A 19,206-nucleotide genomic window follows, 5' to 3' on the forward strand; every position below is an offset into this window, starting at 1 on the left:
GCGCGCGAAATGGCGTGAGCGAAAGCGGGCGTGCCTCTGCCCGCCCGTGTCGGCTGCTATCTGCTACCGCCCAACCTCGAACTTCACGCCCTGCGCGAGAGGAAGCGTCGAGCCGTAGTTGATGGTGTTGGTGGTGCGGCGCATGTAGGCCTTCCACGAGTCGGAGCCTGCTTCGCGACCGCCGCCCGTTTCCTTCTCGCCGCCGAACGCGCCGCCGATCTCCGCGCCCGATGGGCCGATGTTGACATTCGCGATACCGCAATCCGAGCCGCGCGCGGAGAGGAACAGTTCCGCCTCGCGCAGATCGTTCGTGAAGATCGAGGATGAAAGCCCCTGCGGCACTTCATTGTTAAGCCGAATGGCTTCCTCGAAGTCGTTATAGCGGATCACGTAGAGGATCGGCGCGAAGGTTTCCTTGAGAACGGGGCCGACCTGCTCGGGCATCTCGATCAGCGTGGGCTGGACATAGACGCCGCCCTCGGGCACGCCCGCGCGGATGCGCTCGCCGCCGGTGAACAGGCTGCCGCCGGACGCCTTCGCCTCCTCGAACGCCTTGTACATCGCCGCGTAGGCCGCCTCGTCGATCAGCGGGCCGACAAGCGTGCCGTCGTCCAGCGGATTGCCGATCTTCACGCTCACGAACGCCTGCTTCAGGCGCGGCACGAGCTTGTGATAGACGGAATTATGCACGAACAGCCGCCTGAGCGAGGTGCAGCGCTGCCCTGCCGTACCCATCGCGGCGAAGGCGACCGCGCGAAGGCTCAGATCGATGTCGGCGGTCGGGCAGACGATGGCCGCGTTGTTGCCGCCGAGTTCGAGGATGGCGCGGGCGAAGCGCGAGGCAAGGCGCGGGCCGACCGCGCGGCCCATTGCCGTCGAGCCGGTGGCGGAGACGAGCGGCACGAGGCGGTTATCGACAAGCGCTGCGCCAGCCTCGCGTGCGCCGATAACGACAGCCGAAAGCCCTTCCGGCGCGACGTGGCCCGCCTTGCGGTATCGCGCCGCCGCCCGCTCGAACAGCGCTTGCGTGGCAAGCGCCGTCAGCGGCGTCTTCTCCGACGGCTTCCACACACACGCGTTGCCGCAAACGAGCGCGAGCGCCGCGTTCCAGGCCCATACCGCCACCGGGAAGTTGAACGCCGAGATGATGCCGACCACGCCCAGCGGATGCCACGTCTCCATCATGCGATGGTCCGCGCGCTCGCTCGCGATGGTGAGGCCGTAAAGCTGCCGCGAGAGGCCCACCGCGAAATCGCAGATGTCGATCATCTCCTGCACTTCGCCGAGGCCCTCGGACGCGATCTTGCCTGTTTCGATGGTCACGAGGCGGCCGAGAGCTTGCTTGTTGGTGCGGAGTTCCTCGCCGAACAGCCGCACGAGTTCGCCACGCACGGGCGCCGGAACGCTGCGCCAGACGAGAAACGCCGCGTGCGCCGCATCGACCGCCGCGTTCATGTCGGACGCACCGCCGAGCCGCACGCGCCCGATGACCTCGCCCGTGATCGGCGTCTTCGCCTCGAACGCGCCGCTCGAGTGAGCCGCGCTCGAAACACCTAAATCTCCGAGGAGCGCGCTGACATCGCGGGGAAGGGAGCCGGTCTCGGGAACTGAAGTCATCGATTTTTCCTTAACGAGCAGGGAATGTGCCGCATCCGCTTCGCTTGTCGACTGGAAGCAATGTCGGTACCTTTTCACTATAATATTGGAACGCTCGGTAAAGAGCGGAAGAACCACGGGAAACGCGCTTGAGCGGGGCTAATGCCGTAACTTTCGAGCCGGTCGAACTGGCAAGGTCGAAAGTCTTGCAGGATCACTTCCGCGAGACCTACGCGAAGATTTTCGCCGACCCGAATACGCCGCGAACCGTGGTGATCGTGCCAAGCATTACCTTCGACCGCGAAGTGATGGCGCGCATCGCGGGCGTTCACCATTATGAAGAGCGGCTGCTTTGCCTGCTTCTGCTGCTCCGTTTTCCCCGCACGCGCGTCATCTACGTTACGAGCACGCCCATCGCGACGCCGATCATCGACTATTACCTCCATCTTCTGCCGGGCATCCCGGCCCAGCACGCCAAAAAGAGGCTCGTGCTTCTCTCCTGCTACGACAGTTCCGACGCGCCGCTCTCCGCCAAGATCCTTGCGCGCCCGCGCCTCATCGAGCGGATCAAGGCCGCGATCCCCGATCCGCACGCGGCTCATGTGACCTTCTTCACCGTGACGCCGCTCGAAAAGAAGCTTGCCCTGAAGCTCGACCTGCCGATTTACGGCTCGGATCCCGACGTTTCCTGCTGGGGCTCCAAGAGCGGCTCGCGCAAGATATTCCGCGAAGCGGGCATCGCCATGCCCGCGGGCTTCGAAGACCTGAAGAACGCGGACGACATCGTGAACGCGCTCGTTGCGCTGAAGGAACGCAACCCGGCGCTGCGGCGCGCAGTGGTCAAGCTGAACGACGGGTTTTCCGGCGAAGGCAATGCGCTGTTTCGCTTCGAGGGTGCGCCTGAAACGGGCCTTTCCGACTGGGTGCGCGACCGGCTCCCGCATATCGGCTTCGAATCGGCTGAAATGACGTTCGACGCCTTCATGGAAAAGTTCGAGCTTATGGGCGGCATCGTGGAGGAATTCATCGAGGGCAAGATCAAGCGTTCGCCCTCATCGCAGTTCCGTGTCGATCCCGTGGGCACGCTCGAGACCATCTCAACGCACGATCAGGTGCTCGGCGGGGCGAACGAGCAGGTGTTTCTGGGGTGCAAATTCCCCGCAGATGAAAGCTATCGCCTCGACATTCAGGAACTCGGACGCCGCGCGGGCGAGGTGCTCGCGTCAAAAGGCGCGCTCGGCCGTTTCGCCATCGATTTCATGTCGGTGAAGGACGACGAGGATGAGCCGTGGCGCCATTACGCGATCGAGATCAACCTCCGCAAGGGCGGCACCACGCACCCTTTCCTCATGCTGCAATATCTCACGGCCGGCCGCTACGAGCCGGAAACCGGCCTGTTCTACAGCGCGGCGGGCAAGCCGTGCTTCTACTACGCGTCGGACAATCTTCACGCGGACCATTACCGCGGGCTGACGCCGACCGACCTCATCGACATCGCCGCCACACAGGGGCTGCATTTCGACGCCGCGAAGCAGGAAGGCGTCGTGTTTCATCTCGTCGGCGCGCTGTCGGAGTTCGGCAAGCTCGGCGTGCTCGCCATCGGCGACACGCAGGAAAAAGCCTATCAGTCCTACATGCGAAGCGTGGCGATCCTCGATGAAGAGGGCACGCGGCACGATGGCGTTTAGGGCGGTTTCCATTCCTTTTGGCCGCGTGAAATGAAGTAATTGGCGCACTCGTCTGGCTTGAACAGGCCGGCGAGCCTGCTTGCGGGACACAGTGCCGTTGACGATGCGATCGCCCGCCTTGCGGAACATGACCCTGAGACCGGAGAACGCCGTTTCGATTGAAATCACGCTGTATGAGCTGGTGATGTCGGAAATCAAGACAATCGTCGGTGTGCAGGGCGACGGCGGCGCGCCCCAACGACGAGGTTGATCGGGATTATTGTCGCAAGCACCTTGCTGCATGAGATCAAGCGCCCGATTTGAAAAATGGTTGAGCAACATGCGAATTTGAAAAATGGTGCACGGTCTCGTCATTCTTGCCCGCATGGAATCGCTTTTCGATGCGTCTTGGCCCTTGCCAAGCCGTGCAAAACCCGCTTTATATCCCGGACCGGCCGCAAGGCCGCTGAGCGCCCCCTTCGTCTATCGGTTAGGACGCAAGATTTTCAATCTTGAAAGAGGGGTTCGACTCCCCTAGGGGGCGCCAACACCTCTCCAAGTTATTGTTTTTGTTGCCCTTTCTATCCAGTGAGACAAAGGGTGGGACAATGCTCTCCAGGCTGAGCTTTGCCGCGCCGCTTGCTGCGAGCTTCTTTTGCGCGGCCTTGCGGGTGTAGATCCGCGCCATATTGGCGTCGTCCCAGCCGAACATCGCCATCAACTCGTGCTCGCTTGCGCCGGCTTCGGCCGCGCGCACCGCACCGATCTTCCTCAGCCCATGCGGCGAACATTGCGGGAGCCCGGCCTTCCTGCTCCATTCGCGGAAGATATTACCGAAGCCCGCCGCGCTGTGCGGCTTTCCGTAGGCCGTTTCAAGCCACGTCTCAGCCCCAAGCGCGCTCGCATCGAGGACGGCGCGAAGCGGCGGCAGGATCGGCAACGTCAGAACTTTCGCGCCGTTCTTCCGGCCCTTGAACTGAGAGAAGGTGACAAACAATCCGTCCCTGCTCTCGTGCTTCTTGCCAATCCGCACGGCATCCGAGCGGCGCACGCCGAGATAAAGCATGATCGCCATCGCGAGCCGTGGCTTCGAGCCAACGGGCCAATGCGCCTCGAAGGCGTCCACATCGTCGTCGGTCCAGGTGTAAAAGCCGTCCGACCCGCTTCTCAGCTTTTCCACTTTTTCAGCCGGGTTGGTCGCGACGAGATCGTTCTTCAGCGCCCAGGCGAACAAGGCCGAGAGCTGCTTTAGGCGGAAATTCGCCGCCTCCGGCAGATCGGCCTTCATGTCCCGAAGCTTGCGGACATGCGCTCTCTTCATTGCGGCGAAGGGGGCGTCCCCGAGTTTCTGGCCGTTGCCGCCAACGATGGCGCAGATTTCGGTGAGGGCCGTGCGCTTGCGTCGCTTGGTGTAGTCCTCGAGCGACTGGAAAGCAGCCGATTTATAGTAGCGCTCGCACAGCCACTCGAAACTCTTCTCGGCCTTGGAGGCGGGGCCTTGATCGCCGAGAGCAGCCTTGTACGCCGCCAGAAACTCTTCCGAGCCGGGAAGCCCGCGAAGTCGGATTTTCGGCTTTCCGGGGCGGCGAAAGTAAAAGCGCACGGTGCCGTGTCGGTCGCGATCCCGCGTAATATATCTGAATTTCACAAAGGCCATAATTATCTAACCTCGAAATATGCCCTGTTCCCGCTCCCGACACCTTATCCGAGCGCCTCATCCCACGGATTGCGCTCGATTTCCGGCGCAGGGTTCGACGTAAACGAGCCTTCCGCCTCTTCCTTCATCCGGTCCCAATCGGTCGCGAGGGTCGCCGCGTCGAAGAGAACCACATTTTTGCGGAGACGGTATGGCCTGTGCACCTTGCCTTCGCTCACCCATTGGCGAAGCTGGCTTTCGCTCACGCCAAGCCTCGCCGCTGCCTGGCTGGCTCGAAGCGCCAGTGGTGATGCAACATCGCCGATCCGAGACATGGGTGCCCCCGAGTGATACGTCGTTAATAGCTAGCATAGTATTGCTATCAACTGCATTATAGCGTTCACTCATGGCGCGCCAAGCACTTTCTTGTCTAGCACCTACTTTTTCGGGTGACGACCTCGGCCGAGGGCAAGAACCTCGGCAACCCCGATTGCAATTCGAGCTTTAACGTTAAGCCCCGCCGTTGAACAAGCCCGGCGCTGGTCAAGAGGCATCAAATCTGCTAGCAGATGCAAGAGTGCGATCTGCGGTGCGGCGATCCGGAAAGACCCATGACGACGATCACGATTACATCGACAAAGGGAGGGGTCGGAAAAAGCTCGCTAGCGGCGGGGCTATCGGTGCTTGCCGCCCAGGAAACGCGCCAGGTCGGGATCGTCGATCTCGACGAAAGCCTCGGATCCCTGAGCCAGTGGTGGGCGCTTCGCGGCGAGCCGGCGGCCCCCTATCTCATTCGCCGTGAAGGCGCGCTCGCGGACGACGTCAGGCGCTATGCGGCGATCTTTGACTGGATCTTCATCGATACCTCGCCCTACGACCTCGGCGTCATCGAAGAGGCGATCAAAATCGCCGATGCCGTCGTGATCCCGACGCGGACGAGTTTCTTCGACGCGATGGCGGCAAAGCAGGTGTCCGATCTGTGCCGCGAGCATAAAAAGCCGTTCGGCTTCGTCTTCGTCGGCTACCACAAGAGCCTCGACGACCTCGCGCGGCAAACCGAAGACGCGCTATCTGCGTTCGGGACGGCTTTCAGGACGAAAATCACGTTCGACCGCTGCTTCATGGAAGCGCCGATCCACGGCAAGGCCGGGCATGAAATGAATGCGAAGGCGCAAGCCGAAATGACCGCGCTCTGGCGCGAGGTCAAGGAACTTGCGGCTTCGGCCGAGGGAGGCGGGGAATGAGCGAGGGTGAAAGCGGCCGCACGATGAGCGACGCGATGCAGATCACGCTGGCCAAGGGCTTCGGGACACCGAGAAGGCCTGCGCAAACGCCGCTGAGAGCAACCGGCCGTCTCATCCGGCGCGCGGGCGACGCCAAGCCGAAGGGGCCGCTGTCGCAGTTCAATGTGCGGATTGAGCTCGACCTCAAGGAAGCCGTGATGAAGGCCGCCGAACGAGAGGGCGTGTCCCTCGTCGAATGGGTCGAACGGAGCTTCCGGGCCTCGCTCGATGCCGGTGAAGAAGCGTCCGGCTGACGCGGCGGAGCCCACCTTATTTCCCTCGACCGTTTCTTCCTGCAGCCGCGCTGCCTGGCGGGCCACTTAACGACGCCGCGTCATCCATCGCTCCAGGGTTGAGCAATTGAACGCCCATCGGCTCGAAGTGGTGGACATTGCGCGTGACCACGATCAACCGATGCACCAGTGCGGTCGCCGCAATCAGGCTGTCGCGCTGTGAGCGCGGATCTGGCACATGCAGCGCGGCGCAGCGCTGTGCGACGGCCCCATCGACCGGCATGAGGCGATCGCGAAAGCCCGGCACCACCTGCGCGTCGACCCACGCCCGCAAGACCGCTCCAAAGCTTTATCCGGAGACGCCTTACCGTGGCGGCAGGCTTTGCTTCGCCTCTTCTCTTGCTTGTTCGGTGAGGCCGACCGCGCAATCCACCTGCAACCAGTAGCTGAATCCGCAAGTTTGCTTGCCCGAACCAATCCCCCTTTTAGAGAAATCCCGGCCCGCAGGTCGACCTCATTCCAGCATCATTTGCGATCCGCAAACGGCCGCGTCCTTCTATCACCTCACACCGTGTTCGTTCTAGCACCTTGGATACCATTCCTTCTAGCATGTTGCTAGAAGGAAGTTAGACCAAGTGATAGATCCGTTCTAGCGATTTTCTAGCATGTTGCTAGAACGAAATGCCTGTATGTTCTAGCAACATGCTAGACGCGTTCTAGCACCTTTCTCCGCCCGAAACGGGTGGCCGCGATAAGGCTCATCCCCCCTCCAAAAGTGATGGCAAGATGTGTGAAAGCGGGCCCACTAGGAGGGGCCGCTTTCAGCCGCGCTTACTCTCCTTCGGATCGACGCGGACGCCGCAAACGACGCAGAATTGACGCGCAAGCCATGCGTCTGCATGTCGGCGACTGAGCATCCGCAGATGAAAATATGACGTCCGGCAATTCGCGACGTTCGGGCAGGTATCTGGCGCGATAAACCGGCTCACAGAGTGGGTAAATGGGCACGTATGGGCTCGAACGAAGGCGCCCTCAAGCTTGGCAAAGCCTCGTGCTCGACGCGCGCTTTGCCTCCCGCGACTGGCGCAGCCCTCACCCCCTCAGCCGCAACCCCTCGTTGTCGATGAACTCGATCCCGGCCTGTTCGAAAGCCTGCCTGATGGAGCTGCGCACGATGGCGAGCGGCGTCCGTCGGCTATTCTCGAAATCCTGAACGGTGCGCAGCGCGACGCCGACCCGTCGCGCAAGTTCGCCTTGCGTCCAGTCAAGAAGGCCGCGCGCGGCGCGACATTGTGCAGGCGAAATCTCCATTCGCCCTTCATCGGGAAATCCACGCGGAAAGACAACGTCATCACCACCATGTTGCTTATAATGTGCAATATATGCTATTAGTGGATTATCTTGGAGGGGCCGCCATGCAGACGTCAATCGCAGCCGCGCTGCGCCATCTCAAACAGGCGCTCGTGCATCTCGACGAGGCAAGGCTTGCGATACGGCGGGCGGACCCGTCAGGGGCTGAGGCGGTCGCCAGCCTGATGGAACGGCTGCGGACCCAGATCAGATGCCTCGACGGCGGGGCGGACTTGTGAAGGCAAAAGTAACGGCTCGCTTGAGCGCCACCGGCCGCTCCCCGGAACCGGTTCTGAAAAAGCCGTTTACATGTAAGTAATTATATTGACGCTTCGGAGGAACATGTTATGAACATTCCGGGGCGATAAAGAACGTAGGCAGAAGATATGGGCACTGAGAAAGGGAACCAACATGAGCGAGCCCGACTGCTCGGATGGGGATTATAGCAGGGAGGACATATTGGAGATGGAAGTAGCTTTGACCGTCATGGCTTCATTCCTGGGCAACACATCCCGTGAGCTTATCGAGGCGCGGCGCGCCGGCGATCAGGACCGGATCGCCCTTCTTATAGCAAAACGACACAAGGCAAGAGCGCTGCAGACAAGCCTCTATGCCGGTAACCGAAAAGCGCGCGAGCGCTGCATCGCCGAATACGCGCCTCTCGTCAGGCTGCCGGGGAGGGATGCATGAACAGCCGTTCTTACAAGTTTGCTCCTGAAAACCAGGGCGAGATCTTCGAGACCATGAGGGAGGACATGCTCGCGGGCGCCGAGGCCGCGGAAGTGCCCGTGCTTTCCATCATCGGCGGCCAGCCGGGTTCCTTGCGGGCGAAGCTTCGCGCCGCAGCCGTCGAAGGCGTAGCTCCAGCCCCTGTCATCGTCAGTGCGGCGGAGGCGCGACACTTTCATCCTCACGCGGTCGACCTACTCGCCAGGGACGAAAAATCTTTCTTGCAAGCAACGGAGGCCGACGCGGAAAAATGGGCTGAAGGGCTTGTTCTCGCGGCCATCGAGGGCCGCCGCAACATCGTGCTCGACGGGCTTTTCAAGCGGCAGGAAGCGACGCTCAACGTCGTTCGTCAGGCGCGCGAGGGCGGCTACGGGACCGAGGTTCAGGCCGTCGCCGTCCCGGAGCGGATCTCACGGGCGCGGATCGTCGACATCTATGAAGCCGGAAAGGAAGTGCTCGGCTGGGGTACTTGGGTTTCCGCCCAGTCCCACGACGAAGATGTGCAGACCTTGGCCAAGACGCTCACGGCCATCGAGAATCGGGGCCTTGCGCATATCCGTCTTTTCGACCGGAAAGGTGTGCTCCTGCATGCGACAGGAGAAATCGAAGGACGGGATGCAGGCGCGGCCTTTCGGCGCGAAATCGCCATGCCCCTCGATGCGTCGGACAAGGATCGGCTGAAAATGATCGAACGGCGCATCGAAGCAAAGATGGAAGCGCGGCAGGCCGGTGTCCTCGAAAGGCGCGAGGCCCAGTCGGTCATCCACAGCGGCCGCAGCATGGGGTTGGAGCGGTAGCCAGGAGGGAAGCGGCGAAAAAAAGGACAAGGGAGCGCCTCAGTATCCGGAGGCTCCCTTGTCGGTGCGTGCTTCCTTGGTTTCGTTCTGGCTAAACGTCCAGCGCCGCAGCGATCTGAAGGAGGCGATGAATAGCCGGACGAACGCGCGCATGAACCGCGAGGCTTTCACTATGGCGGCATGAGGCCGCTTTTTGTTCCGGGCAGGGGGATACAGCGTCGCGATTCCTCCACCTCTGACTACGCGCCGCTCGGCGAAGCTCTTGACTATAATTGCCAATAAGCTTTCAGGTTGGGCGATAAACTTTGATTACTATCTCGTTTCCCGATGGCGATTGTCTACTTAACGCGTTGTAAAGGGAGGCTTCATGTGGAAGGAAGTGTGCGGGAAGTACGAGGACGCTCAGGCGCTCCTCTCGCCTCCTCGCCAGCCATAGTAACGACCTTGCCATCCTGGATCTGCAGAGCGATGCTCGAAATGCCCCGCTGCCGGGCTTCAATGAGCACGTCTGCAACAGACTCCTCTATGGCCCGCACGAGGTCACGCGCAGAAGCACCGAGGCCCATTTTCTTCTGGCGCCCCATCAAATCGATGAGGATGTGCGGGTCGATCCCGCCCTGCCTGATTGAGAGTCCGTAGCTCAAAATCATCTGCTCGATCTCGAGGGCTGCAACGCGCGCGATGTCGAGGTCGGCAAGTGGCTCGAACACAAAGATGCGGTCGATCCGGTTGAGCACTTCGGGCGCGAAGCCCGCAGCGCGAAGGGCGGAGACGGCGGCGCGCCGCAATTCATCGGGTTCGCGTGCGTATTGTCGGCTCAGATCGGCAAGCGCCTCTACAGCGGCGTTCGTCGTCAACACGAAAATCGCCGAAGTGGTCGAGATCTGGCGCCCATCGGACGCCTCGGTGATGAAGCCGTCATTCCAGGCGGTAAGAAAGTTCTTGTGGATGTCGCCGTGCGCTTTTTCAATTTCGTCCAGAAGCACAACCGCGTCGGGGGTTTCGCGCAGCGAACCCGTCAATTTCCCGTAGGAACTCGATCCGACATAGCCCTTCGAAGCGCCGAAAAGTGACGTCGCTGCAAACCCCGCGCCTCCATATTGCGTCATGTCGAAATGCAGCAGCTTGCGGCCCAGCGCGTTAGCGAGGGTCTTTCCAAGATATGTTTTTCCGGAGCCGGGAGGACCGGCAAAGAGAAAGACGCCGACTGGCTTGCCGCGCTGCTGGAGAGCAAGACGCCTGCGTATCTGCGCCGCCAGATCTTCACAGATCGCATTTTGTCCGACAACTTTGGACCGAAGAGCCTCCGTCAACGCTTGGACGTCGACAAAAACAGGCTCCGTTCTCGATTGCAGGCTCCGCTCAAGTTCTTCGCGGTTCGTAAGACGATCCAGAATGTCCATAAGCCAGCTCCACCGGTTGAACGCGCGCGGCAACTTTTCGCGGAATCGGAGATAGGAAAGCAAGGCGAGAAGCCAGCATACTCCGGCGGCTACCCCGAGAACGCCAGCGATCGGCCCCGCATGAACTTCGACCCAGTCGAGCGGCGCCGTTCCCCGAAACGACACGCCAAGGAAATTCAGGACCTGGACGACCGCGGCGAGAGCCATGATGCCCATGAATAAGGGCATCCAACGGTTCATTCTTTCGAGAACGCCATTCATCGGTCTGATCCGTCAGAAATGGCCGCTGCCTTTATGCTCATCGGATACCCCGCAACAGCCCCTGTCCAATTAAAACCCGGATGCTCGCAAAAGTCATTCACCCGGTGAAGCCGCCTATTCGCCGGTGCCGCGGCGGGGTAAAACTCCGGTCGCGAGATTGGGAATGTAGTGACATGGCAAATTAGGGGCACGATATCCTTGGACATAGGTGATGTAATCTCCCGCCTTCACTGTCATATCGGGCGGTAACACCACATAGCTGTGTTTTGAAACGCGCACGCGCGTGCGATCGATATAGTCCGGATGCAGGGTGCCTTGTGCAAACGCCTGGCTCTTCTGGATCACCACGAGCGACTCTTGGGGCGTCAGGACTTGATTGACATAGTCGCTTTTGACTTCGCCCGCTCCGACGCGTTGCAAGTTGCACGCCACCTGCTCGGATTCCTGCGGCAAGCCGCTGGCATAGATTAAAGCGATCAGGAGAAAGCCGGCAAATCCGCCGACACCGATCAGGAAGCTTCCCAGCGCCCCGCCCGCCCCTTCGGGCGACGGTTGATATTCTGTAACATGCTCCGGGATTTGATTATGGCTGCGGATCATGTCTGGCGCTTTCCGACAAGAGCGAAGCTGCTATTGACCGTCTAACTGAACTCAATGCGCCCCGGGAGACCTGACCGACCGTTCAAGACGCGTTATCAACGGCGGCGTGTAATGACATGGCAGCTTAAGATCGGTGAATGCGCCCTGATATTGCACGATATCTCCGACCACTGGCGCTGTCATCCCGTTCGGCACAGCGACAACCGCCGATTCTTTTCTCTCCTGCCCGACGACAACTCTCGTCAAGGCGATATAGTCGGCGCTTATGTCTTCCTTGAGGCAGTTAGCTGTGGAACTCAAGTACCGTGCGGTCTCCTCCGCTTGCATTGTTCTGAGAACACGACCGGAGCCGTCAAGGCTGAGCCTGCCAAGCGGGAGGCTGCACCACGCAGCCTCGTCAGGCCGACATTTCGTGCCGATGTCGGAAGGAGAGTGACGGGCTACGCTCGGAAGCGCGATCGCGAGAAGCGTGAGGATGCTCGCCGCCATCAGCGTTTTTCGCCACGCTGGCGACCTGGACCAGAGGCCGCGACGAACGTCATTGACCTCGTCCGCAGGCAACCGGGGAATTCGTTGGCCCTTGCTCATAAACCTACGCTCACGCCGCCTTCTGCGTCGGGAATGTCCTTCGTTTCGGCTCTTTTTGCAACTAGAGAAATCGAAAGTCGGGCGCGGGGGACTTGCGTTTCCCGACACGTAGAATGGTTGCGCCCACCTGCTGCGTAGGGATAATTTATGACTAATAGATCGCGCCGGCCTTTGCGCCTCTTCATGGCAGCGCTTTTTCTTTTTGCCGCGACCGCCACTGCTTCTGGGGAAGTCGCCGGCGTAGCCAGGAACGGTACCCGAGCCGTGGACCTCCGGCCGCTCGAACTTTTTGGCATTGCCCTTCAGCGGATCAGAACGGCCTACGTCGATAAGGTCGACGACAGCTTGCTCCTGAAGAACGCAGTATTGGGCGTGACCGCCGCATCCCCTGTAATGCAAGAGCATCCTGCAACAAAGAAAGCCTTACGCCGCCTCGACGACGGCACGCAGGATACTAAATCCAAGCTCCAGGTATTCGGCGATTTTCTCGTTGCGGCGAGAGGGGCGACCAGTGAGACCTTGGATAAACTCTCAGCCGCCGCCATCGAAGGAATGCTGAAAGGCCTCGATTCCCGTTCGAAGTACGTAACGCCGAAAGAAATGCAGGATATGCAGGTTCGGGCCGGTGGGAGCACTGGCGGTTTGGGGATTGAGCTTAAGATAGAAGACGGTATTCCAAAAGTGATTACCCCTGTCGAAAACGCTCCCGCGGACAGGGCCGGTGTTCTGGCGGGCGACACTATCACCCATATCGATGGCGCATCGCTTCGAGGGTTGACGCTTGTCGAGGCGGTTGAAAAGATGCGTGGACCTGTCGGCAGTACTGTGCTGCTGACAATCGCGCGAAACGGTTCTCTCGACCCCATTCAATTAAGCATCTCCCGGGACATTGTCCGCATACATCCAGTTCGGTACAGGATCGAGGGGGATGTCGCTTACATCAATATAAACACATTTCAGAGTGCGAACATCTATGAATACCTGAAGCAAGCAATAGACGATCTTAAGAGAACAGCCGGTCCGAAACTAAAAGGCTATGTCATAGACCTCCGTAATAATTCCGGCGGTCTTCTGGATCAGGCGGTGAAAGTCGCGGGCGCCTTTATCGAAAGTGGCACCGTCGTACTGGAGCAGGGACGCTCTTCAACCGAAAGGAAGGAAGCATCTGGTGGCGACCTTGCGGAAGGCAGACCAATTGTTGTTCTGATCAATAAGAACACCGCTTCTGGAGCGGAAATCGTTGCGAGCAACCTTCAGGACGAGCACCGGGCCACGCTTGTGGGCAGGCGCACTTTTGGTGCCGGCACAGTACAAACTTTGTTCCGGCTCGACGACGAGAGAGCGATCAGGCTCACCACCCATCGGCTGTTGAGAGCGAACGGTCAATCCTTGGACGGCAAGGGCGTGGAGCCGGACGTCGTCGTGGACGCGGCCTCCGAATTGCCGGCCAAAGGGCAGTACGATCCGGATTTGGCCGCTGCTTTGGACATTCTTCGCAAGCAATAAGTCGCCTCGCGGCAATTGCCGCCCTAAATTCGCAGGATTGCCGAGTGCTTTGATCGCTGGACGCTGAACTTGAGGCTATCCGCCCGGTGAAGGCGCGTTGCGGGGGAGTTAGGAGACGGCTCTTGTTGGTGACGCTTGTCACGACAGGAGCTAAGCCCGTGCCTATCTCTCGCGCCGAGCGCCGGATGGAGGTGGTATTTCGCTGCGACGATCTAGGTCCCGATTCTCGAACAGGATTGAGATGCCGAAGATTGAAAGCCCGAGTTTTAATCCGAGCCTGTCGGGTTTCGGCGGTGCTGGCATGCCCGAAATGATGTCGTCGCCACCGCTTCGGGGTTCTCCCTTACTCGCTTTAAAAAGCAATCGCTCTGGTTCATCGCTGTCTATCGTGCGCCCGCTCGCGGCGCAAGGCTGGGCTTTTGTTCTCGCTCTGGTTTAGGTTGTCGTCGTGTGTTGCCGGAACCAAGCGGCCAGTTCGCGTTTTCCCATGCTGCCGTTGGCAACGGCTTCCATTACCCGGATGGCGTCAAGCGGGTTGAAGTGTAGCTTGGCGCCGCTTTCAGCCAGAAAGACGCGCGCAACCACCCACGCGGTGCGTTTATTGCCATTGACAAAGCCGTGATTACGCGCCAGCTCATAAGCATAGGCACCGGCTGGGTCCGCTACATCTGGCGAGCCGTAGGACACCAGATGTAACGCTTCGCGAGCGCCAATTCGATCGCGCTATTATTCGTCACGCCGCGAGCGCCGCCGTGTTCTGCGATCTGTCGGTCATGTATGGCGTGAGCAACAGCTCCTCCTATCCAGCGCAATTCCGTCATTTCGACAGCGCCCGCAAGATCTCCCGATCATCGTGCATAACCGCCTCGGCGATCTTCATCTGGCGCTCAAAATCCGGATCGTAGGGTGTCAGGCGATAGCCGTCCGGCGCTTCGGTCAGATAGACGGAATCGCCTTTCTTGAGTTTCATGCGCGCTATCGCTTCCTTCGGCAGGATGAACCCGGATGACGCGCCGACTGTCGTTATCTTGAGTGTGACCATAACCTCACCTCTCTTATACATAATCGATATTATATAGGAGGAGGTGAGTTGCAAGTGTGATTGTCTAACCAATACGACGCGCTTCTGACAAATTCGAGCTGACGCCTGCGGTCGCTTGAGTAGGCGTCGCCCGCCTGTTCGGTGTTTTCATGCAAGAACGTGTCCCGGCCGGCTGGTCGCCGTTGCCTTGTCGGCTTCTCATGGCGCCGACTGGTGGCTAGGCAGACCGTGACATCCTTGCAGCAGAAAAAGTTTCCGGCCCCTCACTCAGATTCTTTGTATTCTCCCTAATTTTGTTTCAGCTATTTTAGCTCTGGTATGAGCGACTTGTCGGCCTTCGTGAGTAAGGGAATTGGTTTTCGCTGAACCGACGCGTAGCTCCAACTCGTCACGCGCTTTGTGCATCTCTGTAAGCCAGTGACGCGGTTTTACGCCTAACTGCGGTCGCTCCATCGAGCGCTCCCACTCTTTCTGGGTCCAGTTTTCGAGTTTTGCGATATCTGTCTCCGCATGTCGGCGACTGAGCATGCTGAGATGCTAAAAGCGCCGTCCGTAATGCGCGACATTCCGGCAAGGTATCCGGTGCTAAAAAACGTCCGGCAATCGTCTCCACAGATCGCTGCGGCGGCTTCACGTTTAGCCAGAGAGCCAGGCATTGCCGAACACCCGCGCCAGACTAAGCGCCGTCGCCGCTGAAACACCCATCGCCACGCAACAGCCTACGTCAGGCCGAGAGGCGCTGCATGAATTCTTCGGTTAGGATTTCGCCGACTGTTGCCGACTTGCGCTTGCCGTCACCATTTGATCGCCTCAATAGCTATCGTCGTCGAGAACATTGTACCGACTTTTCATGCCCCAGCTTCATCCCGAATTTTGGTGGCTGAGACCGCTTCTATAACATCATCGAGATATATTCTTTCCACGGCATAACCGACGTCGCGACCGTAAAAAACGTGGGAAATATTAGGAAGAGGCACAATAACGTAGCGTCCCGCGAAAGCGCTGAGCCCGGCTTCGATGCGCTGCTTGACATCGAAGAAGGAAAAAGGGTTTTTTTCGTTGGTACCCTGTGTATCGCGAACCGCAACGCAGGCCTGACCAACACGGCGGATACCTTCTTCGATAAGGCGGCGGTGACCGTCGTGAAAAGGCTGGTAGCGCCCGAGAAACAAGGCTGTGGGCTTTTTCGGGTCGAACACGGGGCGGAGCTCTTGAAGGATACGCTCAGCCCAATGGCGTGGTGAGCCTTCCGCAGTAACGCGCATATCGTATTTCTCAGGCGCGGCGAAAAGCTTGTTTGTATCCTGAAACCGGCCTTCCCGGATGCGATCGAGCCAAATCGTAAGGGCCGGTCCGAAAGCATCCCTCGTTTCGGCTGTCGGACAAATAAAGTCCGCGATGGCCGTCCCGCCGGCCTTGACCACTTGATCGCATAGCCAACCCATCCTTCGAGCTTGTTCGATGCGATCCTTAACCGAGAAGCCGAGATCGCGATTGACGTTCGCTCTCACCTCGTCGGCGTTGAAAAGCACGGCGTTCAAGAGCGGAGCCAATTCGCGGGCCAAAGTCGTTTTTCCGGCCCCAGGCAAGCCCATGATGAGGATTTTCCGCTGCATGCTCCCTCCAAAATGCACATTACCGAATATAACCGGAAACGTTGCTGTGGCGCCCCTAGCCTCTCCAGCCACAATCTTCGGTAAGATAGCCGAAGCGCATCATCATGGGAGCGTGCGCGCGAACGACCGCTTCAATCTCGCTCTGGGATAGCACCTCGCGCCACTGACCCGCCTTTCCTGAACGGAAGAACCTGCCTGCCGTCGGTGGCCGCTCTGTGAAGCCGCTTCTTTCTTCCTGGCTCGCCGCTTCGGCGAAGGAGGATTTTTCGATCGCGCGGCTGAGCTGCTTCGCGTTGGGCTTCAGCCGCAGAAAAGACGCGAGCCGCCCGAAAGTACGCTCCGGCGATGCCAACATATCTTCGTAGCGCACGAGCAGAACGGGGCGGTGCGGAACCGACATCCAGCTTGCCGCGTGGAAACTCCAAGACCCCAGAAACTCATAAACGCGCCTCGGATCGACATCGATATTCGCGTCGGCGTTCGCCATGAAGGCGATCACCTTGGCTGCTGGCAGGCTCGAATAGTGCGCATACGACACCGCCACATCGAGCGGATTGCGCACGATGTAAACCGCCGCCAGCGTGATATCGAAATTGATGGTCGGGAAGCCCTCGATCGTGGCGACGGCGTTATGGGTCTTGACGTAAACGGGGCCTTTCCGGCCGTGCGCGAGATCGGCTTGAACCTCTGTTCGAGCTTGCGCAATCTCGCGCAGCGTTGCTTCAGCCACTGGCTTCCCGAGCCTGCGCGCGAAGCCAGCCGCCAGCGCATCGCGCGCCGTCAGCTCATGAAGCGCGTTGATGCTCTGAGCGCCCTCTCCTTGCTCCCGCAACTCCCGCATCAGATTATGAAGGAAGATCCGGACCCACGTGTTTCCGGACTTTGGATAGGAAGCGAGCCATATCGCGGTTTGGACATGGCTTCGATTTTCGGAGCTTGATGTCGACATCTTTCCCGTCCCGCGAGCGCGATCACCCTCTATTGTGTACACGTTAGCGCTGAATTTATGCGTCAACGATGACAAACCATTTCATATTTGTATCAAGATGTATCTCTCTTGTGGCAAGAAGGTGTTTCCATGTTGGCATAAACGGCACCTGAAAACGAGATAAGGCCGATATCTATATGAAATAGATAGCATACCTCCTTAGGTAGCGCTTATCCAATTCCACCCCAACGATATCGCGCTTGCCCGCGAAGCTCTTGACTATAATCGCCAATGAGCTTTTCAATGTAGGTGAAAAAAACTTCGAGTGTTGTCTTGCCATGAGTTGAAAGAAGGCGAGGCACGTATGCTCTGTGGAGAAGATGTCAAAATACTCAAATGCGCATCTTCTAAAGCAAAAAGATAGACTTACATTGAAAAAAGAGAATAATATAAGAAATCTATTCGATATTCTTGTCGAAAAATCCATTGGAACGGAGTTTTAAGAATTAATAAAGAAAATAAACGAGGCTGGAATAATTAATTCTTATATAGAAAATGAATTTATTGACGACTCTATTGACCGCGATGATGGAGTAGAAGAGATGTTAGCTTTTATAAACTTAAGTTTCGTAATTTTGTAGAGAAGCATTGGGTTTCCGTAGATTGGGTTACCGGAATGTGGGGAACAACCTACAAACAAGACGGCTTTCGATAGGAATTCAGAGCATTTCGAATCCAGTCGACGATAAGCCAGTGGGACACTACAAATCAATATATATATGTCGGATAGTCCTAATTCCGAATCAAGGCAGAGTCGCACGAGAGCAAGTAAATGCAGAATTTAAAGATAACATTATGATAAAGAAAACAATATTGTATACGCTTTGCTGCGTAGTCGTTGCTATATCGCTCATCTCCACGTCGAAGCGATTCGGATACAACTCATTTATTGTACCCGTTAAGGCACAAAATAGTAACAATATATTATTACATTACAATCTAGGGGCGGCCTATGATTTGAGTGTCTCTTTAAGAATATTGGCAAGTAAGATTGTATTAAATGATACCGCGCGCCAGCAACGCACGACCACCGTATTCAGTGACGATAAATCATACATTAAAAGCAAGCTGTATGAATCGGGCGACATCAAAGTCGAATCAAACGACGATTTTGATCCGTCCACAATATCTAAGATTGACCTCCCATCTAAAGCGCTTCCCAAAGAAATGGTAAACAAAAATTTCTTTTTGATAACTCTAAAAATAGAAAATTATGTATCTTACTCGAACGAAATAACTATTAAGGTAGACTACGATACGATAACAATACGTTGTATAGGTGACCACGTCGATCGTATTAGTCTTGCGAATGATCTCTAAAGCGGGGGAGCAGATATGCCTTATAGCCACGATGTACTTGGTAATATGCCTTATAATCCAGGTTCTCAGTTTGAGGTGACAGGCATTTTCGGTGAGGATAGACCTGGGCATACCCATTACGGCATAGATTGGTCTGCGCCATTGGGAACACCAGTTCCGACAGCGTCGAGTGGTATAGTGTGGTATTCTGGATTCAATGCAACCTTTGGTAATACAGTAATAATTAAATCTGTTGGAGTGGATGGTTCTAATTATTACACATTATATGCCCACTTGGATGGTAAGGGTATGCCCAATGTGAGCACTGGCGGTCACGAAATTGCGGTTAATAAAGGTGACACAATCGGCTTTATAGGGAAAACAGGAAGCGAGTCAGGCGTCCGAGAAGGTAACGGTGTTCTTCACTTCGAGGTAATAGACGCCAATATAATCAATAATAGCTCAGGTAAAAACGTATTTTCGATACCGGAGGGATATCATCCGCACGAGGTTGATCCGACTAAGTTCAACAATTGGGCTCAGCAGCCAAGTGTTGGCCCGGGATCAAGTCAGACCCAACCCAATTCTCCCTCTTCTCAAGATCAGAATGCT

At 57.8% G+C, this 19,206-nt stretch carries 17 protein-coding genes, 1 tRNA gene and 2 pseudogenes; 9 read left to right on the top strand and 11 right to left on the bottom strand.

What is annotated here, in order from left to right:
- Positions 1-63: 63 nt before the first annotated feature.
- On the bottom strand, positions 64-1,617 hold the full coding sequence (gene amaB, locus EK416_RS08735) for an L-piperidine-6-carboxylate dehydrogenase (RefSeq protein ID WP_127077115.1): 1,554 nt from the start codon (positions 1,615-1,617) through the stop codon (positions 64-66).
- Between the two features lie 128 nt (positions 1,618-1,745).
- On the opposite strand from amaB, the gene EK416_RS08740 reads away from it, so the two are divergent.
- Together EK416_RS08740 and EK416_RS08745 are read left to right on the top strand one after the other, a co-directional pair.
- Positions 1,746-3,284 carry a peptide ligase PGM1-related protein gene (locus EK416_RS08740; RefSeq protein WP_127077116.1) on the top strand — a complete coding sequence of 513 codons (1,539 nt, stop codon included), beginning with the start codon at positions 1,746-1,748 and terminating at the stop codon, positions 3,282-3,284.
- Between the two features lie 451 nt (positions 3,285-3,735).
- A tRNA-Glu gene (locus tag EK416_RS08745) sits at positions 3,736-3,810 on the top strand.
- A gap of 120 nt (positions 3,811-3,930) precedes the next feature.
- Here EK416_RS08745 and EK416_RS18215 read toward each other — a convergent pair.
- Positions 3,931-4,920 (bottom strand): annotated as a pseudogene (locus EK416_RS18215) (tyrosine-type recombinase/integrase); the annotation flags it as partial.
- A 44-nt stretch (positions 4,921-4,964) separates the two neighbouring features.
- Entirely contained in the window at positions 4,965-5,234 is a 270-nt protein-coding gene (locus EK416_RS08755) for a helix-turn-helix transcriptional regulator (protein ID WP_127077117.1), read from the bottom strand.
- Between the two features lie 276 nt (positions 5,235-5,510).
- On the opposite strand from EK416_RS08755, the gene EK416_RS08760 reads away from it, so the two are divergent.
- Both EK416_RS08760 and EK416_RS08765 read left to right on the top strand, forming a co-directional pair.
- On the top strand, positions 5,511-6,143 hold the full coding sequence (locus EK416_RS08760) for a ParA family protein (RefSeq protein ID WP_164729930.1): 633 nt from the start codon (positions 5,511-5,513) through the stop codon (positions 6,141-6,143).
- On the top strand, positions 6,140-6,436 hold the full coding sequence (locus tag EK416_RS08765; protein ID WP_127077119.1) for a hypothetical protein: 297 nt from the start codon (positions 6,140-6,142) through the stop codon (positions 6,434-6,436). The genes EK416_RS08760 and EK416_RS08765 overlap by 4 nt, the downstream gene beginning before the upstream one ends.
- Before the next feature lie 16 nt (positions 6,437-6,452).
- Here EK416_RS08765 and EK416_RS08770 read toward each other — a convergent pair whose 3' ends face one another.
- Both EK416_RS08770 and EK416_RS08775 read right to left on the bottom strand, forming a co-directional pair.
- On the bottom strand, positions 6,453-6,749 hold the full coding sequence (locus EK416_RS08770; protein WP_181952132.1) for a PIN domain-containing protein: 297 nt from the start codon (positions 6,747-6,749) through the stop codon (positions 6,453-6,455).
- A 758-nt stretch (positions 6,750-7,507) separates the two neighbouring features.
- Positions 7,508-7,726 carry a helix-turn-helix domain-containing protein gene (locus tag EK416_RS08775; RefSeq protein ID WP_127077120.1) on the bottom strand — a complete coding sequence of 73 codons (219 nt, stop codon included), beginning with the start codon at positions 7,724-7,726 and terminating at the stop codon, positions 7,508-7,510.
- 104 nt (positions 7,727-7,830) lie between these two features.
- Here EK416_RS08775 and EK416_RS17730 point away from each other — a divergent pair, with 104 nt between their 5' ends.
- The 3 genes from EK416_RS17730 to EK416_RS08785 all read left to right on the top strand — a co-directional run bounded on the left by EK416_RS17730 (position 7,831) and on the right by EK416_RS08785 (position 9,291).
- Positions 7,831-8,004, top strand: a complete 174-nt coding sequence (locus EK416_RS17730) for a hypothetical protein (RefSeq protein ID WP_164729931.1) — start codon at positions 7,831-7,833, stop codon at positions 8,002-8,004.
- 172 nt (positions 8,005-8,176) lie between these two features.
- Entirely contained in the window at positions 8,177-8,455 is a 279-nt protein-coding gene (locus EK416_RS08780; RefSeq protein ID WP_127077121.1) for a hypothetical protein, read from the top strand.
- Positions 8,452-9,291 carry a zeta toxin family protein gene (locus EK416_RS08785; protein WP_127077122.1) on the top strand — a complete coding sequence of 280 codons (840 nt, stop codon included), beginning with the start codon at positions 8,452-8,454 and terminating at the stop codon, positions 9,289-9,291. The genes EK416_RS08780 and EK416_RS08785 overlap by 4 nt, the downstream gene beginning before the upstream one ends.
- 365 nt (positions 9,292-9,656) lie before the next feature.
- On the opposite strand, the gene EK416_RS08790 is transcribed toward EK416_RS08785, so the two are convergent.
- Together EK416_RS08790 and EK416_RS08795 are read right to left on the bottom strand one after the other, a co-directional pair.
- Positions 9,657-10,727: an AAA family ATPase gene (locus EK416_RS08790; protein WP_245433997.1), complete on the bottom strand. Its 1,071-nt coding sequence runs from the start codon at positions 10,725-10,727 to the stop codon at positions 9,657-9,659.
- Positions 10,728-11,069: 342 nt separating this feature from the next.
- Positions 11,070-11,555, bottom strand: a complete 486-nt coding sequence (locus tag EK416_RS08795) for a hypothetical protein (RefSeq protein WP_127077124.1) — start codon at positions 11,553-11,555, stop codon at positions 11,070-11,072.
- 771 nt (positions 11,556-12,326) lie between these two features.
- On the opposite strand from EK416_RS08795, the gene EK416_RS08800 reads away from it, so the two are divergent.
- Positions 12,327-13,649: a S41 family peptidase gene (locus EK416_RS08800; protein ID WP_164729932.1), complete on the top strand. Its 1,323-nt coding sequence runs from the start codon at positions 12,327-12,329 to the stop codon at positions 13,647-13,649.
- Between the two features lie 435 nt (positions 13,650-14,084).
- Here EK416_RS08800 and EK416_RS08805 read toward each other — a convergent pair whose 3' ends face one another.
- The 4 genes from EK416_RS08805 to EK416_RS08820 form a co-directional block, all read right to left on the bottom strand.
- A complete protein-coding gene (locus EK416_RS08805) occupies positions 14,085-14,336 on the bottom strand; it encodes a type II toxin-antitoxin system death-on-curing family toxin (RefSeq protein WP_245433998.1) in 252 nt (83 codons plus the stop codon).
- Between the two features lie 130 nt (positions 14,337-14,466).
- Entirely contained in the window at positions 14,467-14,691 is a 225-nt protein-coding gene (locus EK416_RS08810) for an AbrB/MazE/SpoVT family DNA-binding domain-containing protein (RefSeq protein WP_127077126.1), read from the bottom strand.
- Positions 14,692-15,539: 848 nt separating this feature from the next.
- On the bottom strand, positions 15,540-16,307 hold the full coding sequence (locus tag EK416_RS08815; RefSeq protein WP_245433999.1) for an adenylyl-sulfate kinase: 768 nt from the start codon (positions 16,305-16,307) through the stop codon (positions 15,540-15,542).
- 55 nt (positions 16,308-16,362) lie between these two features.
- A complete protein-coding gene (locus EK416_RS08820) occupies positions 16,363-17,256 on the bottom strand; it encodes a sulfotransferase domain-containing protein (protein ID WP_127077127.1) in 894 nt (297 codons plus the stop codon).
- Positions 17,257-18,660: 1,404 nt separating this feature from the next.
- Between EK416_RS08820 and EK416_RS18220 the strand changes: the two are divergent.
- Positions 18,661-19,020: pseudogene (locus tag EK416_RS18220) on the top strand (M23 family metallopeptidase); the annotation flags it as partial.
- Positions 19,021-19,206: the final 186 nt, after the last annotated feature.

This window comes from Rhodomicrobium lacus (assembly GCF_003992725.1).
In the GTDB taxonomy this organism is placed as follows: domain Bacteria; phylum Pseudomonadota; class Alphaproteobacteria; order Rhizobiales; family Rhodomicrobiaceae; genus Rhodomicrobium; species Rhodomicrobium lacus.